This window comes from Micromonospora aridisoli (assembly GCF_056150025.1).
The window spans coordinates 12,110-39,106 of the sequence record NZ_JAXCFK010000013.1 but is presented as its reverse complement, the minus strand read 5'-3'; the positions used below and the strand labels follow the sequence as shown (position 1 = coordinate 39,106).

At 72.4% G+C, this 26,997-nt stretch carries 24 protein-coding genes and 1 tRNA gene; 13 read left to right on the top strand and 12 right to left on the bottom strand.

Translation table 11 applies throughout. The features are described from left to right. Positions 1-97: 97 nt before the first annotated feature. Positions 98-460 (top strand): hypothetical protein, encoded by a 363-nt coding sequence (locus SM447_RS24360; protein ID WP_474575185.1) that lies wholly within the window; start codon positions 98-100, stop codon positions 458-460. 92 nt (positions 461-552) lie between these two features. On the opposite strand, the gene SM447_RS24355 is transcribed toward SM447_RS24360, so the two are convergent. Then, positions 553-1,200 (bottom strand): hypothetical protein, encoded by a 648-nt coding sequence (locus tag SM447_RS24355; protein ID WP_474575184.1) that lies wholly within the window; start codon positions 1,198-1,200, stop codon positions 553-555. Positions 1,201-1,475: 275 nt separating this feature from the next. Between SM447_RS24355 and SM447_RS24350 the strand changes: the two genes are divergently transcribed. Then, positions 1,476-2,024: a copper resistance CopC family protein gene (locus SM447_RS24350; protein ID WP_474575183.1), complete on the top strand. Its 549-nt coding sequence runs from the start codon at positions 1,476-1,478 to the stop codon at positions 2,022-2,024. Positions 2,025-2,081: 57 nt separating this feature from the next. Here the strand turns inward: SM447_RS24350 and gltX are convergent, their stop codons facing one another. The 3 genes from gltX to SM447_RS24335 are packed head-to-tail and all read right to left on the bottom strand — an operon-like array spanning position 2,082 to position 6,159. Then, positions 2,082-3,491 carry a glutamate--tRNA ligase gene (gene gltX / locus SM447_RS24345; protein WP_474575182.1) on the bottom strand — a complete coding sequence of 470 codons (1,410 nt, stop codon included), beginning with the start codon at positions 3,489-3,491 and terminating at the stop codon, positions 2,082-2,084. A gap of 50 nt (positions 3,492-3,541) precedes the next feature. Next, positions 3,542-4,813: an MFS transporter gene (locus tag SM447_RS24340; protein WP_474575181.1), complete on the bottom strand. Its 1,272-nt coding sequence runs from the start codon at positions 4,811-4,813 to the stop codon at positions 3,542-3,544. Next, entirely contained in the window at positions 4,810-6,159 is a 1,350-nt protein-coding gene (locus SM447_RS24335) for a GH1 family beta-glucosidase (protein ID WP_474575180.1), read from the bottom strand. Before SM447_RS24335 ends, SM447_RS24340 begins: the two co-directional genes overlap by 4 nt. Positions 6,160-6,345: 186 nt before the next feature. Here SM447_RS24335 and SM447_RS24330 point away from each other — a divergent pair, with 186 nt between their 5' ends. Continuing rightward, positions 6,346-6,792, top strand: coding sequence for an SRPBCC family protein (locus tag SM447_RS24330; RefSeq protein WP_093401307.1), 447 nt, complete (start codon positions 6,346-6,348; stop codon positions 6,790-6,792). A 91-nt stretch (positions 6,793-6,883) separates the two neighbouring features. Here the strand turns inward: SM447_RS24330 and SM447_RS24325 are convergent, their stop codons facing one another. The 3 genes from SM447_RS24325 to aceE form a co-directional block, all read right to left on the bottom strand. Next, positions 6,884-7,825, bottom strand: a complete 942-nt coding sequence (locus tag SM447_RS24325; RefSeq protein WP_474575179.1) for a hypothetical protein — start codon at positions 7,823-7,825, stop codon at positions 6,884-6,886. Further along, complete coding sequence (locus SM447_RS24320) at positions 7,822-9,111, bottom strand: choice-of-anchor B family protein (protein WP_474575178.1); 1,290 nt, start codon at positions 9,109-9,111, stop codon at positions 7,822-7,824. The genes SM447_RS24325 and SM447_RS24320 overlap by 4 nt, the downstream gene beginning before the upstream one ends. A 247-nt stretch (positions 9,112-9,358) precedes the next feature. Beyond that, positions 9,359-12,103, bottom strand: a complete 2,745-nt coding sequence (aceE, locus tag SM447_RS24315; RefSeq protein ID WP_474575177.1) for a pyruvate dehydrogenase (acetyl-transferring), homodimeric type — start codon at positions 12,101-12,103, stop codon at positions 9,359-9,361. Positions 12,104-12,279: 176 nt separating this feature from the next. Here aceE and SM447_RS24310 point away from each other — a divergent pair, with 176 nt between their 5' ends. The 8 genes from SM447_RS24310 (at position 12,280) to SM447_RS24275 (ending at position 19,787) form a co-directional block, all read left to right on the top strand. Continuing rightward, entirely contained in the window at positions 12,280-12,684 is a 405-nt protein-coding gene (locus SM447_RS24310; protein ID WP_474575176.1) for a YjbQ family protein, read from the top strand. A 51-nt stretch (positions 12,685-12,735) separates the two neighbouring features. After that, positions 12,736-13,215, top strand: coding sequence for a MarR family winged helix-turn-helix transcriptional regulator (locus tag SM447_RS24305; protein ID WP_474575175.1), 480 nt, complete (start codon positions 12,736-12,738; stop codon positions 13,213-13,215). 284 nt (positions 13,216-13,499) lie between these two features. Continuing rightward, positions 13,500-15,998 carry a thiamine pyrophosphate-dependent enzyme gene (locus SM447_RS24300; protein WP_474575294.1) on the top strand — a complete coding sequence of 833 codons (2,499 nt, stop codon included), beginning with the start codon at positions 13,500-13,502 and terminating at the stop codon, positions 15,996-15,998. A gap of 111 nt (positions 15,999-16,109) precedes the next feature. After that, positions 16,110-16,547, top strand: coding sequence for a DUF3052 domain-containing protein (locus tag SM447_RS24295; RefSeq protein WP_474575174.1), 438 nt, complete (start codon positions 16,110-16,112; stop codon positions 16,545-16,547). Positions 16,548-16,596: 49 nt separating this feature from the next. Continuing rightward, on the top strand, positions 16,597-17,061 hold the full coding sequence (locus SM447_RS24290; RefSeq protein WP_474575173.1) for a peroxiredoxin: 465 nt from the start codon (positions 16,597-16,599) through the stop codon (positions 17,059-17,061). Between the two features lie 84 nt (positions 17,062-17,145). After that, a tRNA-Val gene (locus SM447_RS24285) sits at positions 17,146-17,220 on the top strand. 67 nt (positions 17,221-17,287) lie between these two features. Further along, a complete protein-coding gene (locus SM447_RS24280) occupies positions 17,288-18,085 on the top strand; it encodes an alpha/beta fold hydrolase (RefSeq protein WP_474575172.1) in 798 nt (265 codons plus the stop codon). A gap of 556 nt (positions 18,086-18,641) precedes the next feature. Further along, positions 18,642-19,787: a polysaccharide pyruvyl transferase family protein gene (locus SM447_RS24275; RefSeq protein WP_474575171.1), complete on the top strand. Its 1,146-nt coding sequence runs from the start codon at positions 18,642-18,644 to the stop codon at positions 19,785-19,787. Between the two features lie 11 nt (positions 19,788-19,798). On the opposite strand, the gene SM447_RS24270 is transcribed toward SM447_RS24275, so the two are convergent. The 4 genes from SM447_RS24270 to SM447_RS24255 all read right to left on the bottom strand — a co-directional run bounded on the left by SM447_RS24270 (position 19,799) and on the right by SM447_RS24255 (position 21,954). After that, on the bottom strand, positions 19,799-20,005 hold the full coding sequence (locus SM447_RS24270; protein ID WP_474575170.1) for a hypothetical protein: 207 nt from the start codon (positions 20,003-20,005) through the stop codon (positions 19,799-19,801). A gap of 183 nt (positions 20,006-20,188) precedes the next feature. After that, entirely contained in the window at positions 20,189-20,671 is a 483-nt protein-coding gene (locus tag SM447_RS24265; RefSeq protein ID WP_474575169.1) for an SRPBCC family protein, read from the bottom strand. Continuing rightward, on the bottom strand, positions 20,668-20,991 hold the full coding sequence (locus tag SM447_RS24260) for an ArsR/SmtB family transcription factor (RefSeq protein WP_474575168.1): 324 nt from the start codon (positions 20,989-20,991) through the stop codon (positions 20,668-20,670). Before SM447_RS24260 ends, SM447_RS24265 begins: the two co-directional genes overlap by 4 nt. A 93-nt stretch (positions 20,992-21,084) precedes the next feature. Beyond that, positions 21,085-21,954, bottom strand: a complete 870-nt coding sequence (locus tag SM447_RS24255; protein ID WP_474575167.1) for a carbohydrate kinase family protein — start codon at positions 21,952-21,954, stop codon at positions 21,085-21,087. A 103-nt stretch (positions 21,955-22,057) separates the two neighbouring features. Here SM447_RS24255 and SM447_RS24250 point away from each other — a divergent pair, with 103 nt between their 5' ends. Together SM447_RS24250 and SM447_RS24245 are read left to right on the top strand one after the other, a co-directional pair. Beyond that, positions 22,058-25,363 (top strand): SNF2-related protein, encoded by a 3,306-nt coding sequence (locus SM447_RS24250; protein WP_474575166.1) that lies wholly within the window; start codon positions 22,058-22,060, stop codon positions 25,361-25,363. Further along, a complete protein-coding gene (locus SM447_RS24245) occupies positions 25,360-26,367 on the top strand; it encodes an SWIM zinc finger family protein (RefSeq protein WP_474575165.1) in 1,008 nt (335 codons plus the stop codon). Before SM447_RS24250 ends, SM447_RS24245 begins: the two co-directional genes overlap by 4 nt. 99 nt (positions 26,368-26,466) lie before the next feature. Here SM447_RS24245 and SM447_RS24240 read toward each other — a convergent pair whose 3' ends face one another. Then, entirely contained in the window at positions 26,467-26,724 is a 258-nt protein-coding gene (locus SM447_RS24240; protein WP_474575164.1) for a DUF3040 domain-containing protein, read from the bottom strand. Positions 26,725-26,997: the final 273 nt, after the last annotated feature.

Here is a 26,997-nt window from a genome sequence, read left to right as displayed (position 1 = left end):
CGGTACGGCGCTGCGCGGCCGGTCAGAACCGGCCAGTACGGTGACAGGGCACGTCGGGTGGGCGCTGGCGGGTGAGGGCGAGTGTGAGGAGACGCCGATGGCGTACGGGGAGGCCGATCACGGCTGTGCCCAGGGGGAGCCGTGCCGACCGGGTCCGCACGAACAGCCGGCCCTCGCCAGGCCCCACCGTCGCCCGCCCGGCCTGGCGCACCCGGTCGAGCCGGCCGCCGGTCGGGTGCCCGAACGCGCGGAGGACGACGGGGCACCCGCGTGGCCCCGTGGCGAGTCGCCGGTGCCCCGGCAGCGCGCCGCCGAGCCCACGGCGGCGGGGCAACCCGCGCCGACGGCCGGCGGCTGCCGCAGCGACCTGCCCGGCTGGGCCGGTGCGCACCGGCACGGACCGGTACGCCCGGCCCACCGCAGCGTGCGGCGGGAACGCCCGCCGGGTCGGTGGTGCTGAGCGGATCGGTGTTCCCCGTCGGTCTCTCCCGCCACCCGTAGGACCGCAGGGTCGCCAGCGTCGCGCGGCGCGCGATCCGGGTGGCGAGGGTTTCAGTGGGTACGGCGGCGGATCAGCAGCGCGATCCCGGCGAGTCCGACGGTGATCACCAACACCACCGCGACGTTCAACAGGAGCAGGCGCCGCAACTCGCCGAACGCCTCGTTGATGTCCTGGGCGGGGTTGAGCGCGTCCTCCGGGATGATGCGTTCACCCCCGCCGACACCTCCGCTGACCGCCTCGTAGGTCCGTTCCAACGGCACACCGGCGGTCCGCAGCGTCTCGGACATGCTGACCCGACCGAGGTACCAGGATGCGGTGACCTTGCGGTCCGGTTGCTTGGCGGGGCGGAAGACGCGCGGCCCGCCTACCGCCTTCGGGTACAGGTCGTAGGTTTGCTTCGGAACGTCGCCCGCCAGCACCACGACCGTGTACTTAGGACCGAGGTCGTCCTTCTTCGGCCCGCCCGACTGGCGGACCAGACCCCGGTGGTTGACCTGCTCGATGACGGCGACGACATGCGCGGGGTGGGTGTCGGCGCGGAGCCGCAACGGCTCGGACAGCCCGTGTCCGGTGATGTCCACGCCGGCCGGCGGCGTCTTCGGTGCGGCCGCGGCGACCTCGGCGGTGGTGAGCGACAACAGCACCGCCGCGACCGCTCCCGCCGCCACCGTGGCCAGTCGCCTCATCCGTCGGACCATGCCGCCTCCTCGCCCCGTTCGATGGCTGGCTGTGCTGCAGGGGTCACACGTTGAAGGCCGACGGTGGCGAACCGTGCCCACAGGACAGGTACCCACCTTAGAGACTCCGCGGAATGCCGATCGGTTGCAGCTGATGGAACACTAATTGGAACTATCTGCGATTGCGACCCGACCGACGGCCGGCCGCGAAGCAGCGGGCGGATTTTACCTGTGCGGAGGCCATGATGGGTGGCAGGATAACGCGCGCGTCGCGTTCCTGGGCAGTGGTGATCGGCGTGGCGTTCGGCGTGTCGCTGCTGATGCCGATCGCTCCGGCTGCCGCGCACAACCAGTTGACGGGTAGCAGCCCTCGCGACGGCGCTCGCGTGGCCGCCGCGCCGGAGCGCATCGAGCTGCGTTTCCTGGCCCGGGTCGACGAGGACACGACGAAGATCACAATCACCGGGCCGGACAATGTCGACGCCGTCGGCGGGCCACCGAGGTTCTCCGGTGCCCGGGTCAGCGTGCCGTTCACGCCCGCCCGCGCGGGCCTGTACATCGTCGGCTACCGGCTGGTCTCCGCCGACGGCCATCCGATCTCCGGCGAGGTGCGGTTCACCCTGACCACCGGCACTCCCGCCGACCCGACCCCGGAACCCACCGCCGCCGATCCGACGACCCCGGTGCCGGCGGAGGACACTGCGTCCCCGGCCGTCACCCCCGTACCCCGGTCGGACGAGTCGTCCGGCGGTGCCTGGTGGTGGGCGGCCGTCGCGGCGTTGCCACTGCTGGCCATCCTGGCCGCGGCCCGGCTGATCCGCCGCCGCGCCGCTCGTCGCCGCTGACCGGTCCCGACCCGGCCCGGCCGCGCCCGCCGGCTCGGTGCCGGGCCGGCGGGGACGTCAGACCAGACGCACCCGGGCCGCGCGCATCCGGGTCAGCGTCCGCTCGCGGCCGAGCACCTCCAACGACTCGAACAGCGGCAACCCGACGGTACGGCCGGTGACCGCGACGCGCACCGGAGCCTGGGCCTTGCCGAGCTTGAGCCCGCGCTCCGCGCCGACCGCCTCGAGGGTGGACTTGAGCGTCTCCGCGTCCCACGACTCGACCGCCTCGAAGGCGGCGATGGCCGCGTCGAGCAGCTCCGCCGACCCCTCCTTCATCGCCTTCGCCCAGGCCGCCTCGTCGATCAGCGGGGAGGCCACGAAGAGGAAGTCGACGTTCGGCACGATCTCGCTGAGCACGGCGATCCGGGTCTGCGCCAACGGGGCCACCGCGGCGAACACGGCCGCGTCGAACTCCGCCGGCTGCCAGGGCGGCGGCGCGATGGTGCCGGTGCCGGTCAGCCACGGCTGGCACGCCTCGACGAACTCCTCCACCGGCAGTGCCCGGATGTACTCGCCGTTGAACGCGCGCAGCTTCTTCTCGTCGAAGAACGCCGGTGAGGGGTTCACCTCCTCCAGCCGGAACTCCTCCTCGATCACCGACCAGGGCACGATCTCCCGGTCGCCGGAGGGAGCCCAGCCGAGCAGCATCAGGTAGTTGCGCATCGCGTCGGCGAGATAGCCCTCGTCCCGGTACGCCTCCAGGGCCACCTTGTCGCGGCGCTTGGAGAGCTTCTGCCGCTTCTCGTTGACCACCACCGGCACGTGCGCCCAGACCGGTGGCTTCACCCCGAGCGCGTCCCAGAGCAGCTGCTGCTTCGGGGTGTTGGGCAGGTGCTCCTCGGCCCGGATCACGTGGGTGATCCCCATCGTCATGTCGTCCACGACGTTGGCCAGCAGGAAGACCGGCGAGCCGTCGCCCCGGGCGATGACGAAGTCCTCGATGAGCTTGTTCTCGAAGGTCGGCTCGCCCCGGATCAGGTCGGTGACCACCGTGGTGCCCTCGTCGGGCGTACGGAAGCGCAGCGCGCGGCCCTCGCCGGGCGGCAGCCCGCGGTCGCGGCAGTAGCCGTCGTAGCCGGTGTACTGGTTACCGGTGCGGGCCTGCACCGCCTCGCGGGTGCAGTCGCAGTAGTACGCCCGGCCCGCCTCGTACAGCCGCCCTGCGGCGGCCCGGTGCTCGCCGGCGTAGGAGGACTGGAAGTAGGGCCCCTCGTAGCTGCCCCGCTCGATTCCGATCCAGTCCAGCGCGGAGAGGATGCCCTCGGTCCACTCCGGCTTGTTACGGGCCGCGTCGGTGTCCTCGACGCGCAGCACGAACACCCCGCCCTGCTGCCTGGCGTAGATCCAGTTCTGCAGCGCCGAGCGGGCGCCGCCGACGTGGAACATACCGGTCGGGGAAGGGGCGAAGCGCACACGTACCGTCACGGCCTCCAGCCTACGGCGGCGCGCTACCGCATTCGGTCAAGGGGTACGGCTCAGGGCACCGAGCGGATCTTCAGCACCAGGACGCTGCCGAGCAGGGTGACCGCGGCGGTGGTCGCGTACAGCGCCGGGTATCCGCCCAGGTATACGACGATCGGGGCGGAGACGGCCGGGCCGAGCACCTGTGGCGCGGAGTTGGCAATGTTGATCACGCCCAGGTCCTTGGCCCGGTCGGTGGCCCTCGGCAGCACCTGGGTGATCAGGGCGGCGTCGACCGAGAGGTACACCCCGTACCCGGCGCCCAGCACCAGGGCGGCGGTGACCGCCACCGGCCAGGTGGGGGCGGCGGCCAGCAGCAGCGCGGCGGCGGCCATCACCACGCCCGCGGCGATCACGAACACCTTCCGCTTGCCGGACCGGTCGGAGAGCCGGCCGGCGATCACCGTGGTGGCCATCAGCCCGGCGGTGTAGAGCAGGATCAGCACCAGCAGCCCACCCTCCGGGTCGGCGACCCGGACCTCGTCGGTGAGGAAGTAGAGCAGGTAGAGCGTGCCGAACGCGTTGCCGAGCTGAACCAGGAAGCGGGTGATCCACGCCCAGCCGAAGTCCGGGTACCGGCGCGGTGAGACCCACATCCCGGCGAGCAGGCCGCGCAACGCCGGCCGGTGTGTACGGGGCAGCGGGTCGTCCGTCGTGCGCAGGGCGAACGGCAGGGCGAGCAGCAGCACGGCGGCGGCGACGGCCAGGTAGCCGGCGGTGTTGCCGGTGACCACCACCGTGACCAGTACGACGCCGAGGACCAGCCCGAGCGCCTGCGGGATGCCGACCCAGCCGGAGACGCCGCCCCGCTGGGCGACCGGAACCCGGTCCGGCACCGCGGCGGTCAGGCTGGCCAGCATCGCGTTGAAGCAGACCTGGGCGGCGACCCAGCCGACGGCCACCCCGAGCACGGTGCGGGCCTGCGCGAGCAACGCCAGCGACAGCGCGCCGAGCACCGCGCCGCCCAACGTCCAGACGTGCCGGCGGCCGAACTCCCACCGGCCCAGTCGCAGGCAGGTGCGGTCGGAGAGCGCACCGGCGAGCGGGTTGGCGAGCACCGCCGCGAGCGCGCCGAAACCGGTGACCACCGCCAGCATGGACTCCTTGTTCGTCGGGGCGATCTGTCCGATCTGTTGCGGCAGCAGCACCTGGATCGGGGTGAAGAAGGCCATCCAGACGCCGAGGTTGGCGGCGAACAGCAGCGCGATCCACCCCCGCCGGACCGGCACGGTCGGCTCGGCGAGCGCGGCCGGCAGCGAGGTCGGGGTGGGGTCGACGGTGGTCACCGCGGCGGTTCCCGCCGGGCCGCCGAGATCACCTCGCGGAACCAGGCGTACGACGACTTCGGCGTGCGCCGGCCGGTGTCGAAGTCGACGTGCACCAGGCCGAAGCGCTTGGTGAAGCCCTCGGCCCACTCCCAGTTGTCCAGCAGCGACCAGACGAAGTAGCCGGTCACGTCGACCCCGTCGTCGATCGCGGCGCGGACGGCCCGCAGGTGACCGTCCAGGTAGGTGATCCGGTCCGGGTCGGACACCCGTCCCCCGGGGTCGGGCGCGTCGTCGTAGGCGCACCCGCTCTCGGTGATCTGGATCGGCGGCAGATCCGCGCCGTAGCGGCGGCGCAGCCGGCCGAGCAGCTCACGCAGCCCGTCCGGGACCACCGGCCAGTCGAACGCGGTACGCGGGTAGCCGGTCAGCGGCACCAACTCGAAGGGGAGCGGTGAGCCCTCCTCGGGGGCGCGCACCGCCGTGGGGTTGTAGTAGTTGACGCCGAGCACGTCGATCGGCGCGGCGATGACGTCCAGGTCGCTGTCGCGGACGACGGCGGTGTCGAAATCCAGTTCCGGTGGATAGCCCCGACCGAGCAGCGGATCGGTGAAGAGCTGGTTGTGCAGTGCGTCGTAGGCCGTCGCGGCGGCGGCGTCGGCCCGGCTGCCGCCGACGACGCGCACCGGAGAGTAGTTGTTGGCGATGGCCACCGGGCTGCTGCTGCGGGCGCGCAGCGCGGCCACCGCGAGACCGTGGCCGAGCAACTGGTGGTGGGCGACCGGGAACGCGTCGAAGAGCAGCATGCGGCCGGGGGCGTGGAGGCCGGTGGCGTGCCCGAGGCTCATGTGGATGAACGGTTCGTTGAGGGTGATCCAGAGCCTGACCCGGTCGCCGAGGCGGGCGGCCACCAGGTCGGCGTACTCGGCGAAGCGGTGTGCGGTGTCCCGGTTCAGCCAACCCCCGGCATCCTCCAGCGGCTGGGGCAGGTCCCAGTGGAAGAGGGTGGCGACGGGGTCGATGTCGTGCGCGAGCAGTTCGTCGACCAGTCGTTCGTAGAAGTCCAGTCCGGCCTGGTTGACCCGGCCGGTGCCGCTGGGCAGCACCCGGGGCCAGGCGATCGAGAAGCGGTACGCGGTGACTCCCAGCCCGGACATCAGGGCGACGTCCTCGGCGTACCGGTGGTAGTGGTCGCAGGCCACGTCACCGCTGCTGCCGTCGACGATCCGGCCCGGGGTGCGGGCGAAGGTGTCCCAGATGGACGGTCCGCGTCCGTCGGTACCGGCGGCGCCCTCGATCTGGTACGCGGAGGTGGAGACGCCCCAGCGGAAATCGGCGGGGAAGTCGGGCATCGGAGCGGTCGGCATGCGCCCTCCCGAAAAACGCGAAACGTGCTCGGAACTCTAGGGGGCGTCGTCGCTGGACGCCATAGGCGGGAGAGCGCCGGAGAGCAATACCTTTCGGCGTGTCTTTTACGAACCCGTCCATATACGTCCGTTTTTGCGCATAGAGTGCCGAATATCGTGGGATGTCCTCACTGGAGGAAGACGGAAATGATCCTCGTGGAACGCAGCGCGCACGTGGCGGCGCCGGTGGAAGCGGTCTGGGACGTGGTGCAGCGGGCCGAGCAGTTGCCGGCCTGGCTGGCCGGGGTACGTGCGGCGGAGGTCCTCTCGGGCGAGGGCTTCGGTCGGCGGCAGCTGGTCCAGGCCGGACGCGGTGCCGCGCATGAGGCTGAGGTGATCGCCTATCAGGAGCCGACCCTGATCGGCTGGCGCGAACGCGCCAAGGGCGCCGGTGCTCGAGCGGAGGCGCGCACCGAGATATACGTCCAGCTCACGCCCGACGAACAGGAGGGCGGCACGGTCGTGCGGCTCATCGTCGTACGCTGGCCGGCCGGCCCGGTCAAGGCCGCCCTGCTCCGACTCGGCCTGCGTCGGGTCGGCGCCGACCTGGAGGACTCGCTGGCCCGGCTGACCGATCTGGCCGCCGTCGGCTGACGGGCCGCGTCCCGGCGTCACCCGCGACGGTGGCGGCCCCGGTGTCCCCGCCAGGGGCGCCCGGGCCGCCACCACTCGTCGCGGCCCGCGCTCACACGATCACGGTGAACGCGGCGACGCGTACCTCGTCGAGGTGCCGGAACTCGAAGAACAGCCGGTAGGTGCCGGCCGACGGCACGGTGACGCCGAACGCCACGACCGAGCTGGGCTGGCTGGCCGCCGCCGGGTGCACGTGCAGGTACGCCAGATCGCCCTGGCGCAACGCCACCAGGTGTCCGTACGCGCCCAGGTGCCGTTGCAGGTCGTTCACCGGCCGACCGTCGCGACCGAGCCAGACGAGCACCTGGTTGGACTCGCCCGCGCGCAGCCCACCATCGAGGGTGACCGTGTAGCCGTCCACCAGGATCGTCTCCTCGGGCGGCGCGAGCGGACCGGCGGCGTATCGACCGGGGACCGGCACGTCGACCCCGAGCGTGACGCCCGCCGGCGCCCCCTCGGGCCAGAAGTCGGCGATCGCCCGCAGCGGGCCGGGCGCGGTCGGGGTGACGGTCGCCCGCCAGGTCCCGTCCGCCGACATCTCCGGATGCACGTGCTGGTAGCCGCTGAGGTCGCGGCCGACCAGGATCAGGTGCATCCGGCGTTCGTGGTTCTCCTGAAACGCGGTGAGCGTGGCGCCGGTCGCGTCGGTGATCCGGAAGGCCAGTTCGCCGGGGCTGCCGGCGGCCAGCTCCGGGGTGTCCAGGGTCAGCGTCCAGCCGTCACGGGACACCTCCAGCCCACCCGGGCCGTGGCCGACGTGTGCGCTCGGGGCTGCCGCCGGTGCCGGGCCGGACGCCGGTCCCCCGGCCCGTCCGGCGAAGAACCCGACGGTCAGGGTCAGGCCGAGCACCAGCGCGGCGGCGGCGTACCGCCACACCGGGCCGCCCGCCGGGACCGGTGGCGGCACCACCTCGCCGGGGCGGGGGCGCCCCGGGTGGGACGCCCCCTCCACCTGGCTGGTGGCCGTCGCCGGCCGGTGGTCGGTGGCGGTCACGACAAGCGGGGCTGGAGTACGAACAGCCCCTGCTCGATGCCGCTGACCACCACGATGCCGCTCGGGTAGTACGGGTAGGTGCTCCACGCCCCGTTCATCGAGGCGCTGTTGCTCGACGGGTAGATGTCGAAGTACCCGGCTTCGGTGGCCTGACCGCTGGCCACGTTGCGCAGGTCCAGGATGCGCAGCCCGGCCCGGTAGTTGGCCTGGTAGCTGTAGTTGCCCTTGACGTACTGGTTGTGATCGGTGGCCAGCACGCCGGACGGGGCGCTGTAGGTGCCGATGTGCCGGGGTGCGTCCAGGTCCGCCAGGTCCCAGATGTAGGTCTGCGTGTTCACCCCGCGCCGGGTCTCGTCCAGCTCGTCGTCGAGCAGGAAGTATCGCTGGTTCTCGGTGAACCAGCCCTGGTGGGTGTACGCCCGCCCGCTGTAGCCGATGCGGGCCAGCTGCCGGGGAGCCGACTTGGTGGTCACGTCGACCACGGTCACGGTGTCCTCGTTGGAGCTGACGCAGATCTCCCGGCCGGTGTAGGCGGTGTCCGGGCCCCGGTAGACCACGCACTGGGTGTCGTGGGTGTAACCGTCGTTGCTGACGCAGCCGGCGTACGCCGGAGACTTCGGGGTACGAATGTCGATCATGTGGAGGCCGCCGCTGCACGTGTTCGTGCCGACCGCGTACGCGTAGCCGGTCTGCTCGTTGATCGCGATGTTGTGCGAGTTGCCGAACTGGGCGTAGTGCACGTTGGCCGTCCAGGTCTGCGGTGCGGTGACGCCGCGCAGCCGGGTCAGGTCGAACACCTGCATGCCGTGCCCGGAGACGTCCGCCACCACGTACGCGTGGTCCCGGTAGACCTTGATGTCGCGCCAGATCGCGGTGCGGTTCTGGTACGCGGGCAGGTTGCCCAGGTAGACCGGGGCGGTCGGGTTCGACACGTCCACGAAGGAGGTGCCGTTACGGCGGCCGACCAGCGCGTACTCCTTGCCGGTCTGGCTGTCGGTCCAGCCCCAGATGTCGTTGGCCTGGCTGCCGCCGATGCTGGAGAGCGGCATGAACGACAGCAGGTCCACGTTGCGACAGGGGTAACCCGCCGCCTGGCCGTTGGTGCAGGTCGCGGCGGCGGCCGCGGCCATCTGCTGGGTGGGTTCGCGCTGGGCCATGAACTCCTGGGCCGAGGCGCGCCCGGCCGGGGTGGCGGGGTCGTGCGCCACCGACGGCGAGCTGGCCGGGACCATCGACACCACCAGGGCACCGACGGCCAGGGCGAGGCCGATCCGGACGATTCGCATGTGCGCTCCCTCCCGTCGCGCGCCGATCGGCGTGGCGTCCCGGCCGGCGGTGGACGGGCGCGACGGGGTGGAGGCCACCGGGCCGACCTGGTGCCCCTGGGTCTACCTGAAACACCTATCGGCAATTGTGGATGCGTTGTGTTACAGGAAGAAGATATCCATCGATACCGGAAGGGTCATACCGAGGCAAGTGCAAGGGGCCCGGCATGGTGTCCACCACGCCGGGCCCCTTCGGCCGTACTCCCTACTAGCTGTCGCCGCCGGTCTCGCCGACCGGGGCGGCGTTCACGTCGTCGATGGCGTACTTCTTGGCCGCCTCGGCCGGCACGTGGGCCGGTACCGCTCCGCGCAGCGCGAGCTGGCGCAGCGTCGCGACCGTGACCGACTCGGCGTCGACGTGGAAGTGTCGCCGCAGCGCGTGCCGGGTGTCGGACAGCCCGAACCCGTCGGTGCCCAGCGAGGTCCAGTCGCCCGGCACCCAGCGGGAGATCAGGTCGGGTACGGCGCGCATCCAGTCGCTGACCGCCACCTTCGGGCCCTCGGCGTCGGCCAGCTTGTGCTGGATGTACGGCACCCGCTGCTCGGCGCCCGGGTGCAGGAGGTTGTACTCCTCGCACTCCACCGCGTCGCGGCGCAGCTCCGTCCACGAGGTCACCGACCAGACGTCGGCGGCCACCCCCCAGTCCTGCGCCAGCAACTGCTGCGCCTTGAGCGCCCACTGCATGCCGGTGCCGGAGGCCAGCAGGTTCGCCCGTGGGGCGTCCCCGTCCAGCGAGGGGGCGGGGGAGTAGCGGTAGATCCCCTTGACGATGCCCTCGACGTCCACCCCCTCCGGCTCCGCCGGCTGGTGGATCGGCTCGTTGTAGACGGTGAGGTAGTAGAAGACGTTCTCCTGCTCCGCGCCGTACATCCGGTGCAGGCCGTCTTCCATGATGTGCGCGATCTCGAACGCGAACGCCGGGTCGTACGCGACCACCGCCGGGTTGGTGGCGGCCAGCAACAGCGAATGCCCGTCCTCGTGCTGGAGCCCCTCGCCGTTGAGCGTGGTGCGCCCGGCGGTGGCCCCGAGCACGAAACCCCGGGTCATCTGGTCCGCCGCGGCCCAGAAGCCGTCGCCGGTGCGCTGGAACCCGAACATCGAGTAGAAGATGTACATCGGGATCATCGGCTCGTCGTGGGTGGCGTACGACGTGCCGGCCGCGGTGAACGAGGCGACCGAGCCGGCCTCGTTGATCCCCTCGTGCAGGATCTGCCCGACGGTCGACTCCTTGTACGACAGGAACAACTCCCGGTCGACCGAGGTGTACCGCTGACCGTGCGGCGAGTAGATCTTGGCGGTCGGGAAGATGGAGTCGAGGCCGAAGGTGCGCGCCTCGTCGGGGATGATCGGCACCCAGCGCTTGCCGAACTCCTTGTCCTTCATCAGGTCCTTGAGCAGCCGGACGAAGGCCATCGTGGTGGCCACCTTCTGCTTGCCCGAGCCGCGCTTGACGTCGGCGAACCGCTCCGCGCCGGGGATGCTCAGCTTCTTGGCGCTGGTCCGCCGGGTCGGCAGGTAACCGCCGAGCTGCTTGCGCCGCTCGTGCAGGTACTGCATCTCGTCGGACTTCTCGTCCGGCCGGAGGTACGGCGGCAGGTAGGGGTTCTCCTCCAGCGCCGAGTCCGGGATGTCGAGGTAGAGCCGGTCGCGGAAGGTCTTCAGGTCCTCCAGCGTCAACTTCTTCATCTGGTGCGTGGCGTTGCGGCCCTCGAAGTGCGAGCCGAGCGTCCAGCCCTTGATCGTCTTGGCCAGGATCACCGTCGGTTGGCCGGTGTGCTCGGTCGCCGCCTTGTAGGCCGCGTACAGCTTGCGGTAGTCGTGACCGCCCCGCTTGAGGTTCCAGATCTCGTCGTCGGTCAGTCCCTCGACCATCTTGCGGGTGCGCGGGTCACGGCCGAAGAAGTGCTCCCGCACGTACGCTCCGGACTCCGCCTTGTAGGTCTGGTAGTCGCCGTCGGGCGTGGTGTTCATCAGGTTGACCAGCGCGCCGTCGGTGTCGGCGGCCAGCAGCGGGTCCCACTCCCGCCCCCAGACCACCTTGATGACGTTCCAGCCGGCGCCCCGGAAGAACGCCTCCAGCTCCTGCATGACCTTGCCGTTGCCGCGTACCGGGCCGTCCAGCCGCTGCAGGTTGCAGTTGATCACGAAGGTGAGGTTGTCCAGCTCCTCGCGGGCGGCCACCCCGATCGCGCCGAGGGTCTCCGGCTCGTCCATCTCGCCGTCGCCCAGGAAGGCCCAGACGTGCTGGTCGGAGGTGTCCTTGATGCCCCGGTGGTGCAGGTACCGGTTGAACCGGGCCTGGTAGATGGCGTTCAGGCCGCCCAAGCCCATGGAGACCGTGGGGAACTCCCAGAAGTCCGGCATCAGCCGGGGGTGCGGGTACGACGGGAGCCCGCCGCCCGGGTGGGACAGCTCCTGCCGGAAGCCGTCGAGCTGGTTCTCGCTGAGCCGGCCCTCCAGGAACGCCCGCGCGTACATGCCGGGGGAGGCGTGCCCCTGGTAGAAGATGTGGTCGCCGCCACCCGGATGGTCCTTGCCCCGGAAGAAGTGGTTGAAGCCGACCTCGTAGAGCGAGGCCGAGCTGGCGAAGGTCGAGATGTGGCCGCCGACACCGATCTCGGGCCGCTGCGCGCGGTGCACCAGCATGGCCGCGTTCCATCGCACGTACGCCCGGATCCGGCGCTCGACGTGCTCGTCGCCGGGGAACCACGGTTCACGCTCCGGCGGGATGGTGTTGATGTAGTCGGTGGTGGTCAGCGACGGCACGCCGACCTGACGCTCCCGGGCGCGCTCCAGCAGCCGCAACATGACGTAGCGGGCTCGCTTGGTGCCACGGTCGTCGATGACACCGTCGAGCGACTCGACCCACTCGCTGGTTTCTTCGGGGTCGATGTCCGGAAGCTGGCTCGGCAGGCCGGCCGTGATCACCGGGCGCTTGCGTTCCGTAGCCACAGGCGTTCCCTCGGTTGTGTGTGGGATAGGTCTCTAGCGCCATCCTGCCCCGTCGTGGCACTCGGCGTCACGTCCACCCGGTCCAAGGGCGACGCTCGACACAGGTACCCACCAGTAACTTTGTCGTTCGACGGCGGTTCCGGCGCACCGTACCCCGGTGGGGGAGAATGCGACGTGTGCGCAGTGAGCTGATCACCGTCCGGACCGGTTCCCGGCCGACCGTCCGGGACATCACCGCCGAGGCCGAGCGCTTCCTCGCCGGCTCGGGTGACGGGCTGCTGCACGTCTTCGTGCCGCACGCCACGGCCGGCGTGGCCATCATCGAGACTGGGTCCGGCTCGGACGACGACCTGCTCACCGCGCTGGACGCGGTGCTGCCCACCGACGAGCGGTGGCGGCACCGGCACGGCTCGCCGGGGCACGGCCGCGACCACGTGCTGCCCGCCTTCGTCGCCCCGTACGCGACGCTCCCCGTGCTCGGTGGGCGCCTGGCCCTGGGCACCTGGCAGTCGGTCTGTCTGGTCGACACCAACGGCGACAACCCCACCCGGCAGGTCCGGTTCTCCTTCCTGCCCGGCTGATCCGCCGGGCTGACCAGGGCGGACGCGGTGTGCGAGCCCTAGGATGTGGCCATGTCACGGCCGATCATCGCCCCGGCCGGCCCGGATCCGGCCGACCGCAGCGGGTTGGCCGGTGACACGGTGCGCCGGATCATGCACGTCGCCTCCGCCCTGCGGCATCACCAGGATCTCGACATCGCCGCGCTGGGTCTGACCCCGGCCGTCGCCCGCGCGCTGTACCAGCTCGACCCGGACCGTCCGCTGCCCGCCCGCGAGCTGGCCGAACAGCTACGGTGCGACCGGTCGAACGTCACCGGCCTGGTCGACAAGCTGGAACAGGCCGGGCTGGTCGAGCGCAGGGTCGATCCGGCCGACCGGCGGCAGAAGACGCTCGTGGTGACCGACGCCGGCCGGCGGATGCGCGAACGGGTCCACCGGGTGCTCTCCGACTCCCGGCTGCTGGCCCCGCTCGGCGACGAGGAGCTGGCCGTGCTGCGTGACCTGGTCTGGAAGGTCTCCGACGGCGGCTGCCCGGCGGACTGCGACCCGTAGCGGCCCGACCGGACAGCCGCGACACGCGCTCGACTGTGCGAGGCGTGCGTCGGTCGGTAATGCTGTCGGACGTGACCACCCCGCAGGATCTCGACGACCGGTTCCGGGAGTCCCTGGCCGCCCTCGCCGACCCGGCGCGCCGCACCGACCCGACGCGACCGGTGGCCGAGGGCAGCGCGCTGACCGGTGACCAACTGCTGGACCTCTTCGACGCCCAGGTCACCAGCCGGCAACTCGACCTGGCCGGCCGCTGGCTGCGCAGCTTCGGCGAGGGTTACTACACCATCGGTTCCGCCGGTCACGAGGGCAACGCCGCGGTGGCGGCGGCCCTGCGGCCCACCGACCCGGCGCTGCTGCACTACCGTTCCGGCGCCTTCTACTGCGTCCGCGCCGCCCAGGCCGCGCCGCCGGCTCCGGTCGGGCAGTCCGCTGCGGCCGCCCAGCCGGCCGAGAACCCCCAGGCCAGCCCTTCCGCCCAGACTCCGCCCGCCCGGTCCGGCGAGCCGCCCCACGACCCGGCCCGGCTGGTGGCCGACCCGGAGGCCGCCCCCGGCGCGTCGGACGGTCCGGCGACCGCTCCGGTGAGCGCCGGCGAGTCGACCGACGGCGCGGACCCGAGCGGCGGTGAGCCCGACCCGGCGGCGGTCGAGCGGGCCGACGGTGCCGACGCCGACGTGCCCGGCTCCGGTGACCGGTCCGCAGCCGTACCGGTGGCCGGCCCAGGGCCGCTCCGCGTGACCGCGCCGGTCGCCGATCCCGACGGCCGTGAGTCCGGCGACGACCCCGGCGGGGTCCGGATGACGGTGGTCAAGCGTCCGGTGCACCGGGCGTACGCCGAGGCGGCCCGGGACGTGCTGCGCGGCATGGTGGCCTCCAGCCGGGAGCCGATCGCCGGCGGCCGGCACAAGGTGTTCGGTCGCGCCGACCTCGCGGTCGTGCCGACGACCTCGACCGTCGCGTCGCACCTGCCCAGGGCGGTGGGGGTGGGCCTCGCCGTGGAACGACTGCGCCGGCTGGACGCCCGGGGGGAGACGACCCCGCCCGGTGCGGAACCGGCCCCGGCGCCCTGGTCGGCCGACGCCATCGTGGTCTGCTCGTTCGGGGACGCCTCGATCAACCACGCCAGCGCGACGGCCGCGTTCAACACCGCCGGCTGGTACGACCACACCGGCCTGCGTATCCCGGTGCTCTTCGTCTGCGAGGACAACGGGCTGGGCATCAGCGTCCGCTCTCCGCAGGGCTGGGTGGCGACGGCCCTGCGGTCCAGGCCCGGCATCCGGTACTTCGAGGCCGACGGCGCCGACCTGGTCGGCGCCTACGAGGTGGCGACCGAGGCGGCGGCCTGGGTGCGCCGGCACCGGCGCCCCGCCGTGCTGCACCTGACCACGGTCCGGCTGATGGGCCATGCCGGCGCGGACGCCGAGAGCGCGTACCGCTCCGCCACGGAGATCGCCGCCGACGTGGCCCGGGATCCGGTGGTCGCCACCGCGCGCCGGTTGGTCGACGCCGGTCTGGCCAGCGGCACGGAGCTGCTGGACCGGTACGACGAGATCGGCTGGCAGATCCGCCGGATCGCCGAGGAGGTGCTGGACGAGCCCAAGCTGGCCGATCCCGCGGAGGTGATCGCCCCGCTGGCCCCCCGCCGGCCGGTCCGGGTCGCCCTGGCGGTCGCCGAGGCCGGTGCCCGTGCCGCCGGCCCGAACGCCGCGGCGCGGGCCGAGGCGTTCGGGGGCAAGCCGCCCGAACTGGCCGGGCCGCTGACCCTCGCGCAGAGCATCAACGCGGCGCTCACCGACGGGCTGCTCCACCATCCGCAGATGGCGGTCTTCGGCGAGGACGTCGCCGCCAAGGGCGGGGTCTACGGGGTGACCAAGGGGCTGCGTGACCGGTTCGGCGCCGCGCGGGTGTTCGACACCCTGCTCGACGAGACCTCGATCCTCGGCCTCGGCCTCGGCGCGGGCCTGGCCGGGATGCTGCCGGTGCCCGAGATCCAGTATCTCGCGTACCTGCACAGCGCCGAGGACCAGTTGCGGGGCGAGGCGGCGACCATGCGGTTCTTCTCGCAGGGGGCGTTGCGTAACCCGATGGTGGTGCGGGTGGCCGGACTGGCGTACCAGGAGGGCTTCGGCGGGCATTTCCACAACGACAACTCGGTGGCCGTACTGCGGGACGTTCCGGGCCTGGTGATCGCCGTGCCCGCCCGGCCGGACGACGCGGCGGCCATGCTGCGGACCTGCCTGGCCAGCGCGGCGGTGGATGGCAGCGTCTGCGTGTTCCTGGAGCCCATCGCGCTCTACCACACCCGTGACCTCTACACCGACGGCGACGGTGAGTGGCTGGCCGGCTACGCCGAACCTGGCGCCTGGGCCGGGGGCCACGTGCCGGTGGGCAGGGCCCGCGTGTACGGGGTCGGCTCGGCCGAGGACATCACCATCGTCACCTTCGGCAACGGGGTACGGATGTCGTTGCGGGCCGCCTCCGCCCTGGCTGACGAGGGCATCGGTACCCGGGTCGTGGATCTGCGCTGGCTCGCGCCGCTGCCGGTGGCCGACCTCATCCGGGAGGCCGCCGCCACCGGCCGGGTGCTGGTGGTGGACGAGACACGCCGCTCCGGCGGGGTGGGCGAGGGGGTTATCGCCGCGCTGGTGGATGCCGGATATGTCGGAGCGGTCCGGCGGGTGGCCGCAGTTGACTCTTTTGTGCCGTTGGGTCCGGCCGCCCGGCAGGTCCTGGTCTCCGAGGAGGCCATCACCCAGGGTGCCCGTACGCTGCTGGCACGGTAAATTTCGTTCCACCCGGTGCGCCACTTGCGCAGGAGGGCACAACTGTGTGGACTTTGCTTGACGGCGTCGAGTGGACGCCGTGGTTCGGACGAGATGAGGAGGCACGCGACAGTGAGCGCGACCGCTGGTCAGGCTGCTGACGGGGTACGCAGCCTGGCGGACCGGTTCGGCATCGAGCCGGGGATGGTCGTCATGGAGATGGGCTACGACGAAGACGTCGACCAGGATCTCCGGGACGCCCTGACCGACCGTTGTGGAGATCTGGTCGACGAGGACACCGACGAGGTGGTCGACGCGGTGCTGGTGTGGTACCGGGACGGCGACGGTGATCTCTTCGAGTTGCTCGTCGACGCCCTCGGCCCGCTGGCCGACAACGGGGTCGTGTGGCTGTTGACGCCCAAGGCCGGCCGCGAGGGACACGTCGAGCCGAGCGAGATCGCCGAGTCGGCGCCCACCGCCGGCCTCCAGCAGACCTCCACGGTCAACGCCGGCAAGGACTGGAGCGGTGCCCGTCTCGTGCTCCGTCGCGGCGCCAAGGGCAAGAAGTAGCCCCGCGGCGAGTGCCGAGGCCGTCCCCGAACCGATCCGAGGAGTCCGCATGCCCATCGAGGTTGGCGCTGAGGCGCCCGACTTCGTGTTGAAGGACCAGAACAACCAGCAGGTCCGACTCTCCGACTTCCGCGGCCGGCGTACCGTCCTGCTGGTCTTCTACCCGCTGGCGTTCACCGGTGTGTGCCAGGGTGAGCTGTGCGAGGTGCAGGACAACCTCAACGAGTACGTCAACGACGACGTCCAGGTGCTGACCGTCAGCGTCGACTCGGTCTTCGCCCACAAGATCTGGGCGGACCGCGAGGGCTACCAGTTCCCGCTGCTGTCCGACTTCTGGCCGCACGGTGCCGTCGCCCAGGCGTACGGCGTCTTCAACGACACCGCCGGCATCGCCAACCGGGGGACCTTCGTCATCGACCGGTCCGGCGTGGTCCGCTTCGCCGAGATGAACATGCCCGGCGATCCCCGCGACCAGCAGGGCTGGCGCAAGGCCCTGGCGGAGGCCATGGCCTGACCCGTCGTCGGGCGCGAGGCGTCCGTCCGGGCCGGCGGGAGGCAGGGTAAGCTTGCCAACCGCCGGCCCGCCGTACGGCGTTCCGGGCGCGTAGCTCAGCGGGAGAGCACTCGCCTTACAAGCGAGGGGTCGCAGGTTCGAAACCTGCCGCGCCCACCAGTCCCCTTCCACCTGTGCAGTTGCGGCCGATGTCCACCGGGCCGCAACCCGATCGGAAGGGGCCCCGGTGGCATTTGCCGAGGTGAACGGCGTCCGGTTCTGGTACGAGACGCACGGTGCCGGTCGACCGCTGGTGCTGCTGCACGGCGGGTTCGGCGCGGTGGAGACCTTCGCCGCGATCCGGCCCGCGCTGGCGCGGCGTCGCCTGGTGGTCAGCGTCGACCTGCCGGGTCACGGCCGCACCGCGGACGTGGACCGACCACTGCGCTACGAGTCGATGGCCGACGACGTGGCGGCGCTGATCGTCCACCTCAAGCTGGTCGAGGCCGAGGTGCTGGGCTTCTCCCTCGGAGGTGGGGTGGCCCTGCGGTTGGCGGTCCAGCACCGGCGGCTGCTCCGCCGGTTGGTGGTGGTCTCCGCACCGTGCCGTCGGCAGGGCTGGTTCCCCGAGGTGCTAGCCGGCATGCCCGAGCCCGACGAGGCGGCCGCCGAACGGATGCGCGGTACTCCCGCCGAGCAGCTCTATCGACGCGTCGCCCCCCGTCCGCAGGACTGGCCACGACTGTGGGCCAGGACGGGCGAGCTGCTGCGCCACGAGTACGACTGGTCGCCGGAGGTCGCCGCGATCACCACACCGACGATGCTGGTCTTCGCCGACGCCGACTCGATCCGCCCGGCGCACATGGTGGAGTTCTTCGGCCTGCTCGGCGGCGGCCACCGGGACGCCGGCTGGGACGGCAGCGACCGCCCGGCGGCCCGCCTCGCCGTTCTGCCCGGCCTCACCCACTACGACATCGTCGACTCACCCGCCCTGCCCGCGGCGGTACTCCCCTTCCTCACCCACCCGGCCACCTCACCCACCTGACGGCCCTCCCACCGCCACCCGACCCGCCCTGAGGCAGCAACTTCGGGGATGTTGCTGCCTCGACCACCGCAGCCCCCAGCAACTTCGGGGAAGTTGCTGCCTCGACCGCCACAGCCCGCAGCAACTTCGGGGAAGTTGCTGCCTCGACCGTCGCTGCCCCAGGGCCCGCCGACGTCAGCTGCGCAGGCGGTCGGCCAGCCAGGTGAGCAGGGCTTCGGCCTGAGCGTGCTGGAAGGCCCGGAGGGTGGGGATGCCGCGCGCCGGCCGCTGCCCGTGCGTACCCGGTCGGCCGTGCCGGGGGAGTAGCCGCCCGGCTGCGACACCGCCTCGACCACCTGGTCGGCGAGGATCTTCTCGACTGCGGATCGGACATCGGGGGCAAGTGCTCCCACCGCAGCCGATTTCTCCTGCCCGTCTCCATGCCGTTCACGCTGCGTGTCGGGCACCCGGGCGGGCAAGCCGTTTCCCGCCGGTGTGCGCGCCGGCCGGCCGCGAGGACTGTTCGTCCGTGCAGCGGGGAAACGTCGAAGCGGACGCACCTGGGGAGGAGCGACGGATGACGCGTGCCGGACTGACCATCGGTGTGCTCGGCTCGTACGGTGGGCGCAACCTGGGCGACGAGGCGATCCTCACCGGGCTGCTGAACGACCTGCGTCAGCAGGAGCCGAACGCGCGGATCATCGTGTTCTCGCGGAATCCGGCACACACCGCGGTCGCCCACCCGGACGTGGAGGCGGTGCCCTGGGAGGGGGTCAGCCGGACCGACTCGGCCCTCGTGCTCTCCCAGCTCGACCTGCTCATCCTGGGCGGCGGAGGCATCCTCTACGACAAGGAGGCCCGCCGCTACCTGCGGGTGGTCCGGGTGGCGCAGGAGCGGGGACTGCCGCTGCTGACGTACGCCGTGGGCGTCGGGCCACTCAGCGAGATGGTGGACACCGGCATGGTCCGGGAGACGCTGGCCAGTGCTGTCCAGGTGACCGTCCGCGACCAGGAGTCGCGGATGGTGCTGGAGGAGGCGGGCCTGCTCAACCCGATCACCGTCACCGGCGACCCGGCGTTCCTGCTGGAACCCGACGACTTTCCCGCGCAGTTCCTCCGCGAGGAGGGCGTGCCGGCCGGCAAACGGCTGGTCGGGATGAGCGTACGGGAGCCGGGTCGGGCGGCGGAACGGCTGGACGTGGACGGGTACCACCGGCTGCTGGCGCAGATCGGTGACTTCCTGGTGCACCGGATAGACGCGCACGTGCTGTTCGTGCCGATGGAACGCGACGACATCCGGCACTCGCACGGGGTGCTGTCGCACATGATCGCCGCAGAGCGGGGACGGATTCTGCACGGCACCTACTCGCCGCAGCAGGTGCTCGGGTTGATGCGCCACTTCGACCTGGCGGTCGGCATGCGCCTGCACTTCCTGATCTTCGCCGCGATGATGGGTACGCCGTTCCTGCCCCTGCCGTACGCCGGCAAGGTCTTCGACCTCGCGCAGCGCCTGGGGGTGCCGGCGCTGCGTGGCGTGGAGCGGGAGGTGGAGGGTCCCCTGCTGGCGGAGGTGGACCAGTTGTGGGACGAACGTGACCAGCGGGCGGAGGTCACCGCCCAGCGGGTCGCGCAGGTGTGTGACGAGGCCCGGGGCACCTCTCAGGTCACCCGGGCGGTGCTGGAGAGCCTGCGCAACCGCTCCCTGGTCGAGGTCGGCGCCTGAGTGGTGTCGACTCAGACCGCCGGTCCCCGCCAGCAGTAGCGCCACTGCTGGCGGTCGGCGTCGACGGACTCCAACTCGTAGATCTCCGCCGCTGCCAGCCCTTCCGGGCCCAGGTGATGGTGGGTCAGCGGGGGCCGGTCGTTCGGGTCCAGCTCGACGGTGACGTGTTCCCCGTCAGCCGTGCCGCCCACCAGCGGGATCTCAACCGTGGATGCCATGCGCCCATCCTGCCCCGCGTACCGCACTCCCGCAGGGTGAAGCCATACGATCCCGCCCCGACCGAGTATCGGGCGTCGTCTCCGTCGGGCGAGCCGGCTGACCCCACCGACGGCAGCTCGCCGACGGGCCCGGTGCCGGTAACCAGCCTCCGCCGGTGTGCCGGCACCGGGCCCTGGACGGAATCACTCCTGCACGGCGCACAGGGTGGCGTAACGGGCCAGGTAGAGCGGCCAACCTCCGTCGTCTGCGACGCCGTCGCGGACGGACTCCCAGCCGGGGCCGTGCCGGTCGAGGTGGCGGTGTTCCAGCTCCACCCGGGTCCGCTGCGGGGTTTCGGCGACGAACCGGACCTCAACCTCGCTGGTGTTGTCGGGCTCGGTCTCGACCCGCCACCGCGGGCTGATATCCCAGCTGAACACGACCCGGTCCGGTGGGTCGTAGGCGAGCACCCGCGCCCAGCGGCACTCGGTGCCGTCGACGCCACGGTCGTAGATGTGGCCACCGACCCTCGGCTCGAACACCGTCTCGGCGATCGCGGCACTGAGCAGGTTGTGTTCCGGCGGCTTGAAGTCGCCGAACCGCGCGGTGAACGTGGTGAACGCCTTCTCGATCGGTACGTTGACGATGATCTGGCGGCGTACCACCACATCTGCTGCCTGGGTCATGAGTCCTCCTCGGTGGGCTGCTCGACCACCTCCTGGTAACCGTCCAGCGCGCGGTTCCAGAACGTGTCGAGTTGATCGCGTAAGGCGGCCACACCTGCCGGGTTGAGCCGGTAGACCCGTCGGGTGCCGGCCGTGCGGTCGACGACCAGGCCGGCGTCCTTGAGCACCCTCAGGTGCTGGGACACCGCGGGTCGGCTGATCGGTAGCTCCCGGGCGAGTTCGCCGACGGCGCGCGGGCGCTCCGCGAGGCGCGCGACGATGGCGCGACGGGTGGGATCGCCAAGGGCGTCCCATCCGTCATCCGTCTGGTAAGTGGCCACGAACCGTAAGTTATGACTTACGGAGTGGCCTGTCAACCCGCCGACCCGCAGTCGGCGACTCGTGCGGATCGGCGGGCAGGAACAGCCCGTCGGTCAGTCGCCGGGCAGCAGTCCAGGTGGATACTCCATGCCGTCGTGGGTGCCGGCCGCGGCGGCGACCCGGGACGCGTACCCGGCGGCCTCCGCCCAGGTCGCGCCGCGTGACCGGGCCGCGATGACGCCCGCCGCGAAGGCGTCCCCGGCGCCGTTGGTGTCGATCACCGGGCCGGGCGGCACAGCCGCCGGGATCCGGCTGACGCCGCCGCCCAGGAACAGGTCGGCGCCCTCCGCGCCCCGGGTCACCAGCACCGGGCGTGGTGCCAGCGTGCCGGCCACCGCCGCCGCCCGGTCGCCGAGCGCCGCGCCGCTGACCAGCACCAGCTCGGCCACCTCGGCGAAGGGGCGATGGTAGGGGTTGCGCCCGTCCCAGTCGTGCAGATCGGTCGATGTGCCGACCCCCTCGCCGAGCACCGCACCGAGGTCGGGCAGCAGCTCTCGCACCCACCCCATGATCGACAGGTGCACGTGGGTGCTGCTCCCGATCAGCTCCGCCAGTTGGGCCACCGGGAACGGCCGCGGACCGTCCGACGCCCGGGGGTCGTACAGGGACATCCGCCGGCCGTCGGGATCGACCAGGTTCACCGACCGCCGGGTGCCGGCCGGATCGTCGGCCAGCACCGCCCGCACGTCGGTGCGCTCCAGCGCGGCCCGAACGACGTCACCGGCCGGGTCGGCGCCGATGGTGTCGATCACCGCCACCCGCAGCCCGAGCGCCCGTGCGGCGAGCACCACGCCGGCTCCGGTGTTGCCGACCCGCAGCTCGATCGGGTCGACGGTGACGGAGTCGACCACCGGCAGCGGTAACCCGGGCACCCGTACCCGAACGTCGACGCCGAGGCCACCGATCACCAGCAGGTCGTACATGGCGCCGACGGTAGTGGGTCAGCGCCGCCTATCCTGGCCCGGGTGTCGACGGGGCCCGGGCAGCCACCAGGACTGACCGGCCCTACCGGGCGAGGGGGAGTGCGTGCTGGTCGTCCACGGGATGTGGCTGCCCGGTCGAGGGCTGGCGGTCTGGGCCGAGGACAGCACGTTGCCACCACACGCTCCGCGCCGTCCCGGCCGCGCGCCACGCTCCCGCCCGCACCCGTTCGCCGCCGGGCACGGCACGCTGGTCGCGCTGCTGGCGGAGGCCGCCGAACCGGACGACCTCGGCACGGCGCTGCTGCGGCTGCCCACCCGGGCCGGCTCGCCTCTGGACTCGCCGGAGCTGGTCCGGACCACCGTCGTGGAACCGCTCCGTGGCCCGGTCACCCTCGCCGGGTGGCAGGTCCCGGTGCTGGCGTACGCCCCGGACGCCGCGTTGCCGCTGCTGCGTACCGTCGACGGGCTGGCCGCCGCGCACGGCGCGAGCCTGCGGCACCTGGCCGAGCTGGCCGCCTTCGCCACCGACCTGGCCGCCCGTGGCCGCGTCCTGCCCAGCCTCGCCGATCCGCCCCCGTCGGACGTCCCGACGTTCGTCGACCGCACCGCCGTCGACGGCCGACAGCGCCGTGGTGGTCGGGCCGGGAGCCGGGGGGTACGAGCTGAGCAGGGCGATCCCGTCGAGGAGGTGCCGGGCTGGGCGGTGTGGCGGCCCCTGTTGACCGGCACGGACGCGGCCTGGGCCCGTTCGCTGGCACTGGCACTGCCACCGGCCGCCCGAGCCGTGGTCGAGGCGGAGTTGGCGGCGATGACGCCCGACGGGCGGTCCGGGCATCGGCCAGCCGACCGGCCGGAGGCCCCCGGTCGGCTGCCGCACGCCCCCGGGCGGCGGCCCCGCACCGGTTCGTCGGGCGCGTCGAGCGACGCGGTCGACGCCCCTGGGCCGCTGGTCGCCGAGGCACTGGACGCGCTCACCGACGCCGCCGTACGCGCCGTGCTGCCGCCGGCCACCCTGGCCCGGGGGGTGCGACCGAACGGTGCCGTGTCGGCCTGGCTCGGCGCGTTGACCGGACCGGTCCGCGAGTTCACCGCCGAGGCGGCGGCCCTGCGTACGCTCCGGTCCGAACTGGACGAGTGGCAACGGGACGCCGCCGGCGGCGCGGTACGGGCCAGCTTCCGGCTGATCGAGCCACCGGCAGACGAGATCACCGAGCCGGTGACCGTGGTGCCGGCCGACCCCGGGGCCGTCGTCGCCACGACCGGCGGGTGGCGGCTGGAGTTCGGGCTGCGCGCCAGCGACGAACCGGGCCTGCACGTCGACGCCGGGCAGGTGTGGCGGGGCGAGGGCGGGACGGTCGCCGGTGACCATCCGCAGGAGGTCCTGCTGGCCGAACTCGGCCGGGCCAGCCGGCTGTGGCCGGAGCTGGACGCCGCCCTGCGTACCGCCCGACCGGAGGCGCTGGAACTGGACACCGAGGGCGCGCACCGGTTCCTGCGCGATGGCGCGCCGACGCTGCACGCGGCGGGCTTCACGGTGCTGCTGCCATCGTGGTGGCGGCGGCCCGCGTCGCGGCTCGGTGCCCGGCTGCGGGCCCGCTCCCGCAGTGCTCCCGGCGCGGTCACCGGCCCGGGTGACCGGGTCGGCCTGGAGGCGCTGGTCGACTACCGCTGGGAGCTGGCCCTGGGCGACCAGCCGCTGACCGAGGACGAGCTGACCCGCCTGGCCGAGCTGAAGACCCCGCTGGTACGGCTGCGGGGCCGCTGGGTCGAGCTGGATCCGAAGCGGCTCGCCGCCGGTCTGCGACTGCTGCGGGCCACCGGCGAGCTGACCGTGGCCGACCTGCTGCGCCTCGGCCTGTCCGAAGCCGAGCAGCCGGACGCGTTGCCGGTGCTCGAGGTGAGCGCCGACGGTGCGCTCGGCGACCTGCTCGCCGGGGCCGTGGAGCGCCGCCTCGCGCCACTGGAGGAGCCGCCGTCGTTCCAGGGCACGCTGCGGCCGTACCAGCGGCGAGGGTTGGCCTGGCTGGCCTTCCTCCAGTCGCTGGGGCTCGGCGGGATCCTCGCCGACGACATGGGGCTGGGCAAGACGGTGCAGCTGCTGGCGCTGTTGGCGGCCGACCCACCGCAGGCCGGTCCGACCCTGCTGATCTGCCCGATGTCGCTGGTCGGCAACTGGCAGCGGGAGGCCGCCCGCTTCACGCCGGACAAACGCGTACACGTGCACCACGGCGCGCAGCGGACCCGGGGCGCGGAGTTCACCGCCGCCGTGCACGCCGCGGACCTGGTCCTCACCACGTATTCGGTGGCCGCCCGGGACGCGGCGGAACTGGCCGGCGTCGACTGGCACCGGGTGGTGGTGGACGAGGCCCAGGCCATCAAGAACGCCGCCACCCGGCAGGCCGAGGCGGTCCGGCTGCTGCCCGCCCGGCATCGCATCGCGGTGACCGGTACGCCGGTGGAGAACCGGCTGGCCGACCTCTGGTCCATCATGCAGTTCGCCAACCCGGGCCTGCTCGGGCCGGCCGCGACGTTCCGGAAACGGTTCGCCGAGCCGATCGAGCGGCACGGCGACACCGAGACCGCCGAACGGCTGCGGCGGATCACCGGCCCGTTCGTGCTGCGCCGGCTCAAGACCGATTCGTCGATCATCTCCGATCTGCCGGAGAAGCTGGAGATGGACGTCTTCTGCAACCTGACCGCCGAGCAGGCGGCGCTCTACCGGGTGGTCGTCGACGACATGCTGGCCCGCATCGAGTCCAGCGACGGCATCGAGCGGCGGGGCCTGGTGCTGGCCACCATGACCCGCCTGAAGCAGGTCTGCAACCATCCCGCGCAGCTGCTGCGCGACGGTTCACCGCTGGACGGACGCTCCGGCAAGCTGGCACGGCTGGAGGAGATCCTCGACGAGGTCCTGGCGGCGGGGGAGAAGGCCCTGCTGTTCACCCAGTACGCGGAGTTCGGTGGCATGCTGCGTGGGCACCTGTCGGCGCGGTTCGGGCGGGAGGTGCTGTTCCTGCACGGCGGCGTCGGCAAGGCCGACCGGGACGCGATGGTGGCCCGCTTCCAGTCCGCCGGAGGGCCCTCGTTGTTCCTGCTCTCCCTCAAGGCCGGCGGGACCGGGCTGACCCTGACCGCCGCCAACCACGTGGTGCACGTCGACCGGTGGTGGAACCCGGCGGTGGAGGACCAGGCCACCGATCGGGCGTTCCGGATCGGACAGCGCCGACGGGTACAGGTACGCAAGTTCGTCTGCGCCGGCACGGTGGAGGAGAAGGTGGCCGCGCTGATCGCCGACAAGCGTGACCTGGCGGCCTCGGTGGTCGGCACCGGTGAGCAGTGGGTCACCGAGCTGTCCACCGCCCAGCTGCGCGAGTTGTTCACCCTGGAGGCGGGGGCGGTGGCCGAGTGAGCGCCGACGGTCCAGGAAGGTTCGCCGAGTACGGCCCCCCACGCCGGGTCGACGGGGGTCTGCGGGCCCGCAGTGCCCGGGGCGTCATCGGGGTCTCCTGGTGGTCCCGCCGGTTCCTGGAGGTGCTGGAGTCCTTCGCGCTCGGCACCCGGCTGACCCGGGGCCGGTCGTACGCCCGTGCCGGTCAGGTGCTCCGCCTCGACGTCGCCCCCGGGGTGGTGACGGCCGTGGTGCAGGGCTCCCGGGTCAAGCCGTACCAGGTCACCGTCGCGCTACCACCGTTTCCGGCGCGGCTCTGGGCACGGATCGAGGAGGAGTTGGCCGCCCAGGCGTTCTTCAGCGCCCGGCTGCTCGCCGGCGACCTACCGGCCGAACTGGAGGAACTGTTCGCCGCGGCCGAGGCGCCACTGTTTCCGGCCGTGGTGACCGAACTGGACCAGCGCTGCTCGTGTCCGGACGTCGCGGTGCCCTGCAAACACCTCGCCGCCACCTTCTACCTGCTCGCCGAGGCGTTCGACGCGGACCCGTTCACCCTGCTGCACTGGCGTGGCCGCAGCCGGTCGGAGCTGCTCGCCCGGCTGCGGCAGTTGCGTGCCGGCGCACCGGCCGTCGACCCGGCCACCGGGCCGTCGGCCCACGGCGACGACGCGGCGGCCCGTGCCGGCGCGGCGGCGGAGCGTGACGTCGCCGCGACCGGGCACAGTGGCCCGTCGCCCGCGCGGCAGACCGGGCCGGGCGATGTCGACCGAAGCAGGCCCGGTGACCGCGAGGCGGAGGTTCCCGCCGCAGGCGCCGGCCGGGTGCTGGACGACCTGCCCGTCACGCCGCTGGCCGAGGCGGTCGACCGGTTCTGGCTGCCGCCCGTGCCGCTGCCGGACCGCCCACCGAGCCTGACCGCCCGGCCGGACCTGCTCCTGCGGCAACTGGGCGCGCCCGCGCCGGCCATCGGCGGGCCGGGACTCGTCGAGCGCCTCCGCCACGCCTACCGCCAGTTGGGCGATTAGCACTCCCCACAGGCGGAATGGTCACGCTCGATCCCGGATCGAATGGCTTCCGCTGAGGTGCGAGGGCACTCGATCCTGGATTGAGCGCGACCGTGCCCGTCATAGCCAGCGTTGGCGGAACCGCCACATCAGCGCCGCGTTGGTCAGCAGCACCACTGCGAAGATCGCCCCGGCCAGCCGCCCGGCGAGCACGGTGGTGGCCGGCAGCGCCGCCCAGAGCACGATGGTCAACAACAGCAGCCACCGGCCCCGCCGCCCCCGAGCCCGGTTGTCGAGCCGGGCGAAGAACGCCGGGTCACTCTCCCGCAGGTGGCGGGTGATCTGTTCGAACCTGCGCTGATCCTCTTTGCTGAGCATGTGCCTTCCCCTCACGCGTTCAGCAACGGTGCGGCGGAATACCCGCTGCGGTGACGGATCACGCGCTCTCCCTGCTGCTACTTTGGCTCGGGCGGCGCGGGAGAGCGGCTGTGGCCCGCTGAGCCGCCCCTTATCCGGGCCTTAAATTTGCCTGTGCGGCCGGCCGGACCCGGAGGCGGCTGCGGGCGGCGCGAAATCGCCCTCCGAACGCCGGCACCCGGCGAACGCCCTGCTTGCGCTCGTGCGGTACCCGATCGGCCGGAAGGCACCCGA

Bases quoted from the DNA above. Each gene is read 5' to 3' on its own strand.
- SM447_RS24290 (WP_474575173.1), top strand. From the start codon at position 16,597: ATGCCCATCGAGGTTGGCGCTGAGGCGCCCGACTTCGTGTTGAAGGAC.
- SM447_RS24360 (WP_474575185.1), top strand. From the start codon at position 98: ATGGCGTACGGGGAGGCCGATCACGGCTGTGCCCAGGGGGAGCCGTGC.
- SM447_RS24320 (WP_474575178.1), bottom strand. From the start codon at position 9,111: ATGCGAATCGTCCGGATCGGCCTCGCCCTGGCCGTCGGTGCCCTGGTG.
- SM447_RS24240 (WP_474575164.1), bottom strand. From the start codon at position 26,724: ATGCTCAGCAAAGAGGATCAGCGCAGGTTCGAACAGATCACCCGCCAC.
- SM447_RS24335 (WP_474575180.1), bottom strand. From the start codon at position 6,159: ATGCCGACCGCTCCGATGCCCGACTTCCCCGCCGATTTCCGCTGGGGC.
- SM447_RS24275 (WP_474575171.1), top strand. From the start codon at position 18,642: ATGACGCGTGCCGGACTGACCATCGGTGTGCTCGGCTCGTACGGTGGG.
- SM447_RS24255 (WP_474575167.1), bottom strand. From the start codon at position 21,954: ATGTACGACCTGCTGGTGATCGGTGGCCTCGGCGTCGACGTTCGGGTA.
- SM447_RS24355 (WP_474575184.1), bottom strand. From the start codon at position 1,200: ATGGTCCGACGGATGAGGCGACTGGCCACGGTGGCGGCGGGAGCGGTC.
- SM447_RS24270 (WP_474575170.1), bottom strand. From the start codon at position 20,005: ATGGCATCCACGGTTGAGATCCCGCTGGTGGGCGGCACGGCTGACGGG.
- SM447_RS24265 (WP_474575169.1), bottom strand. From the start codon at position 20,671: ATGACCCAGGCAGCAGATGTGGTGGTACGCCGCCAGATCATCGTCAAC.
- SM447_RS24330 (WP_093401307.1), top strand. From the start codon at position 6,346: ATGATCCTCGTGGAACGCAGCGCGCACGTGGCGGCGCCGGTGGAAGCG.
- SM447_RS24305 (WP_474575175.1), top strand. From the start codon at position 12,736: ATGTCACGGCCGATCATCGCCCCGGCCGGCCCGGATCCGGCCGACCGC.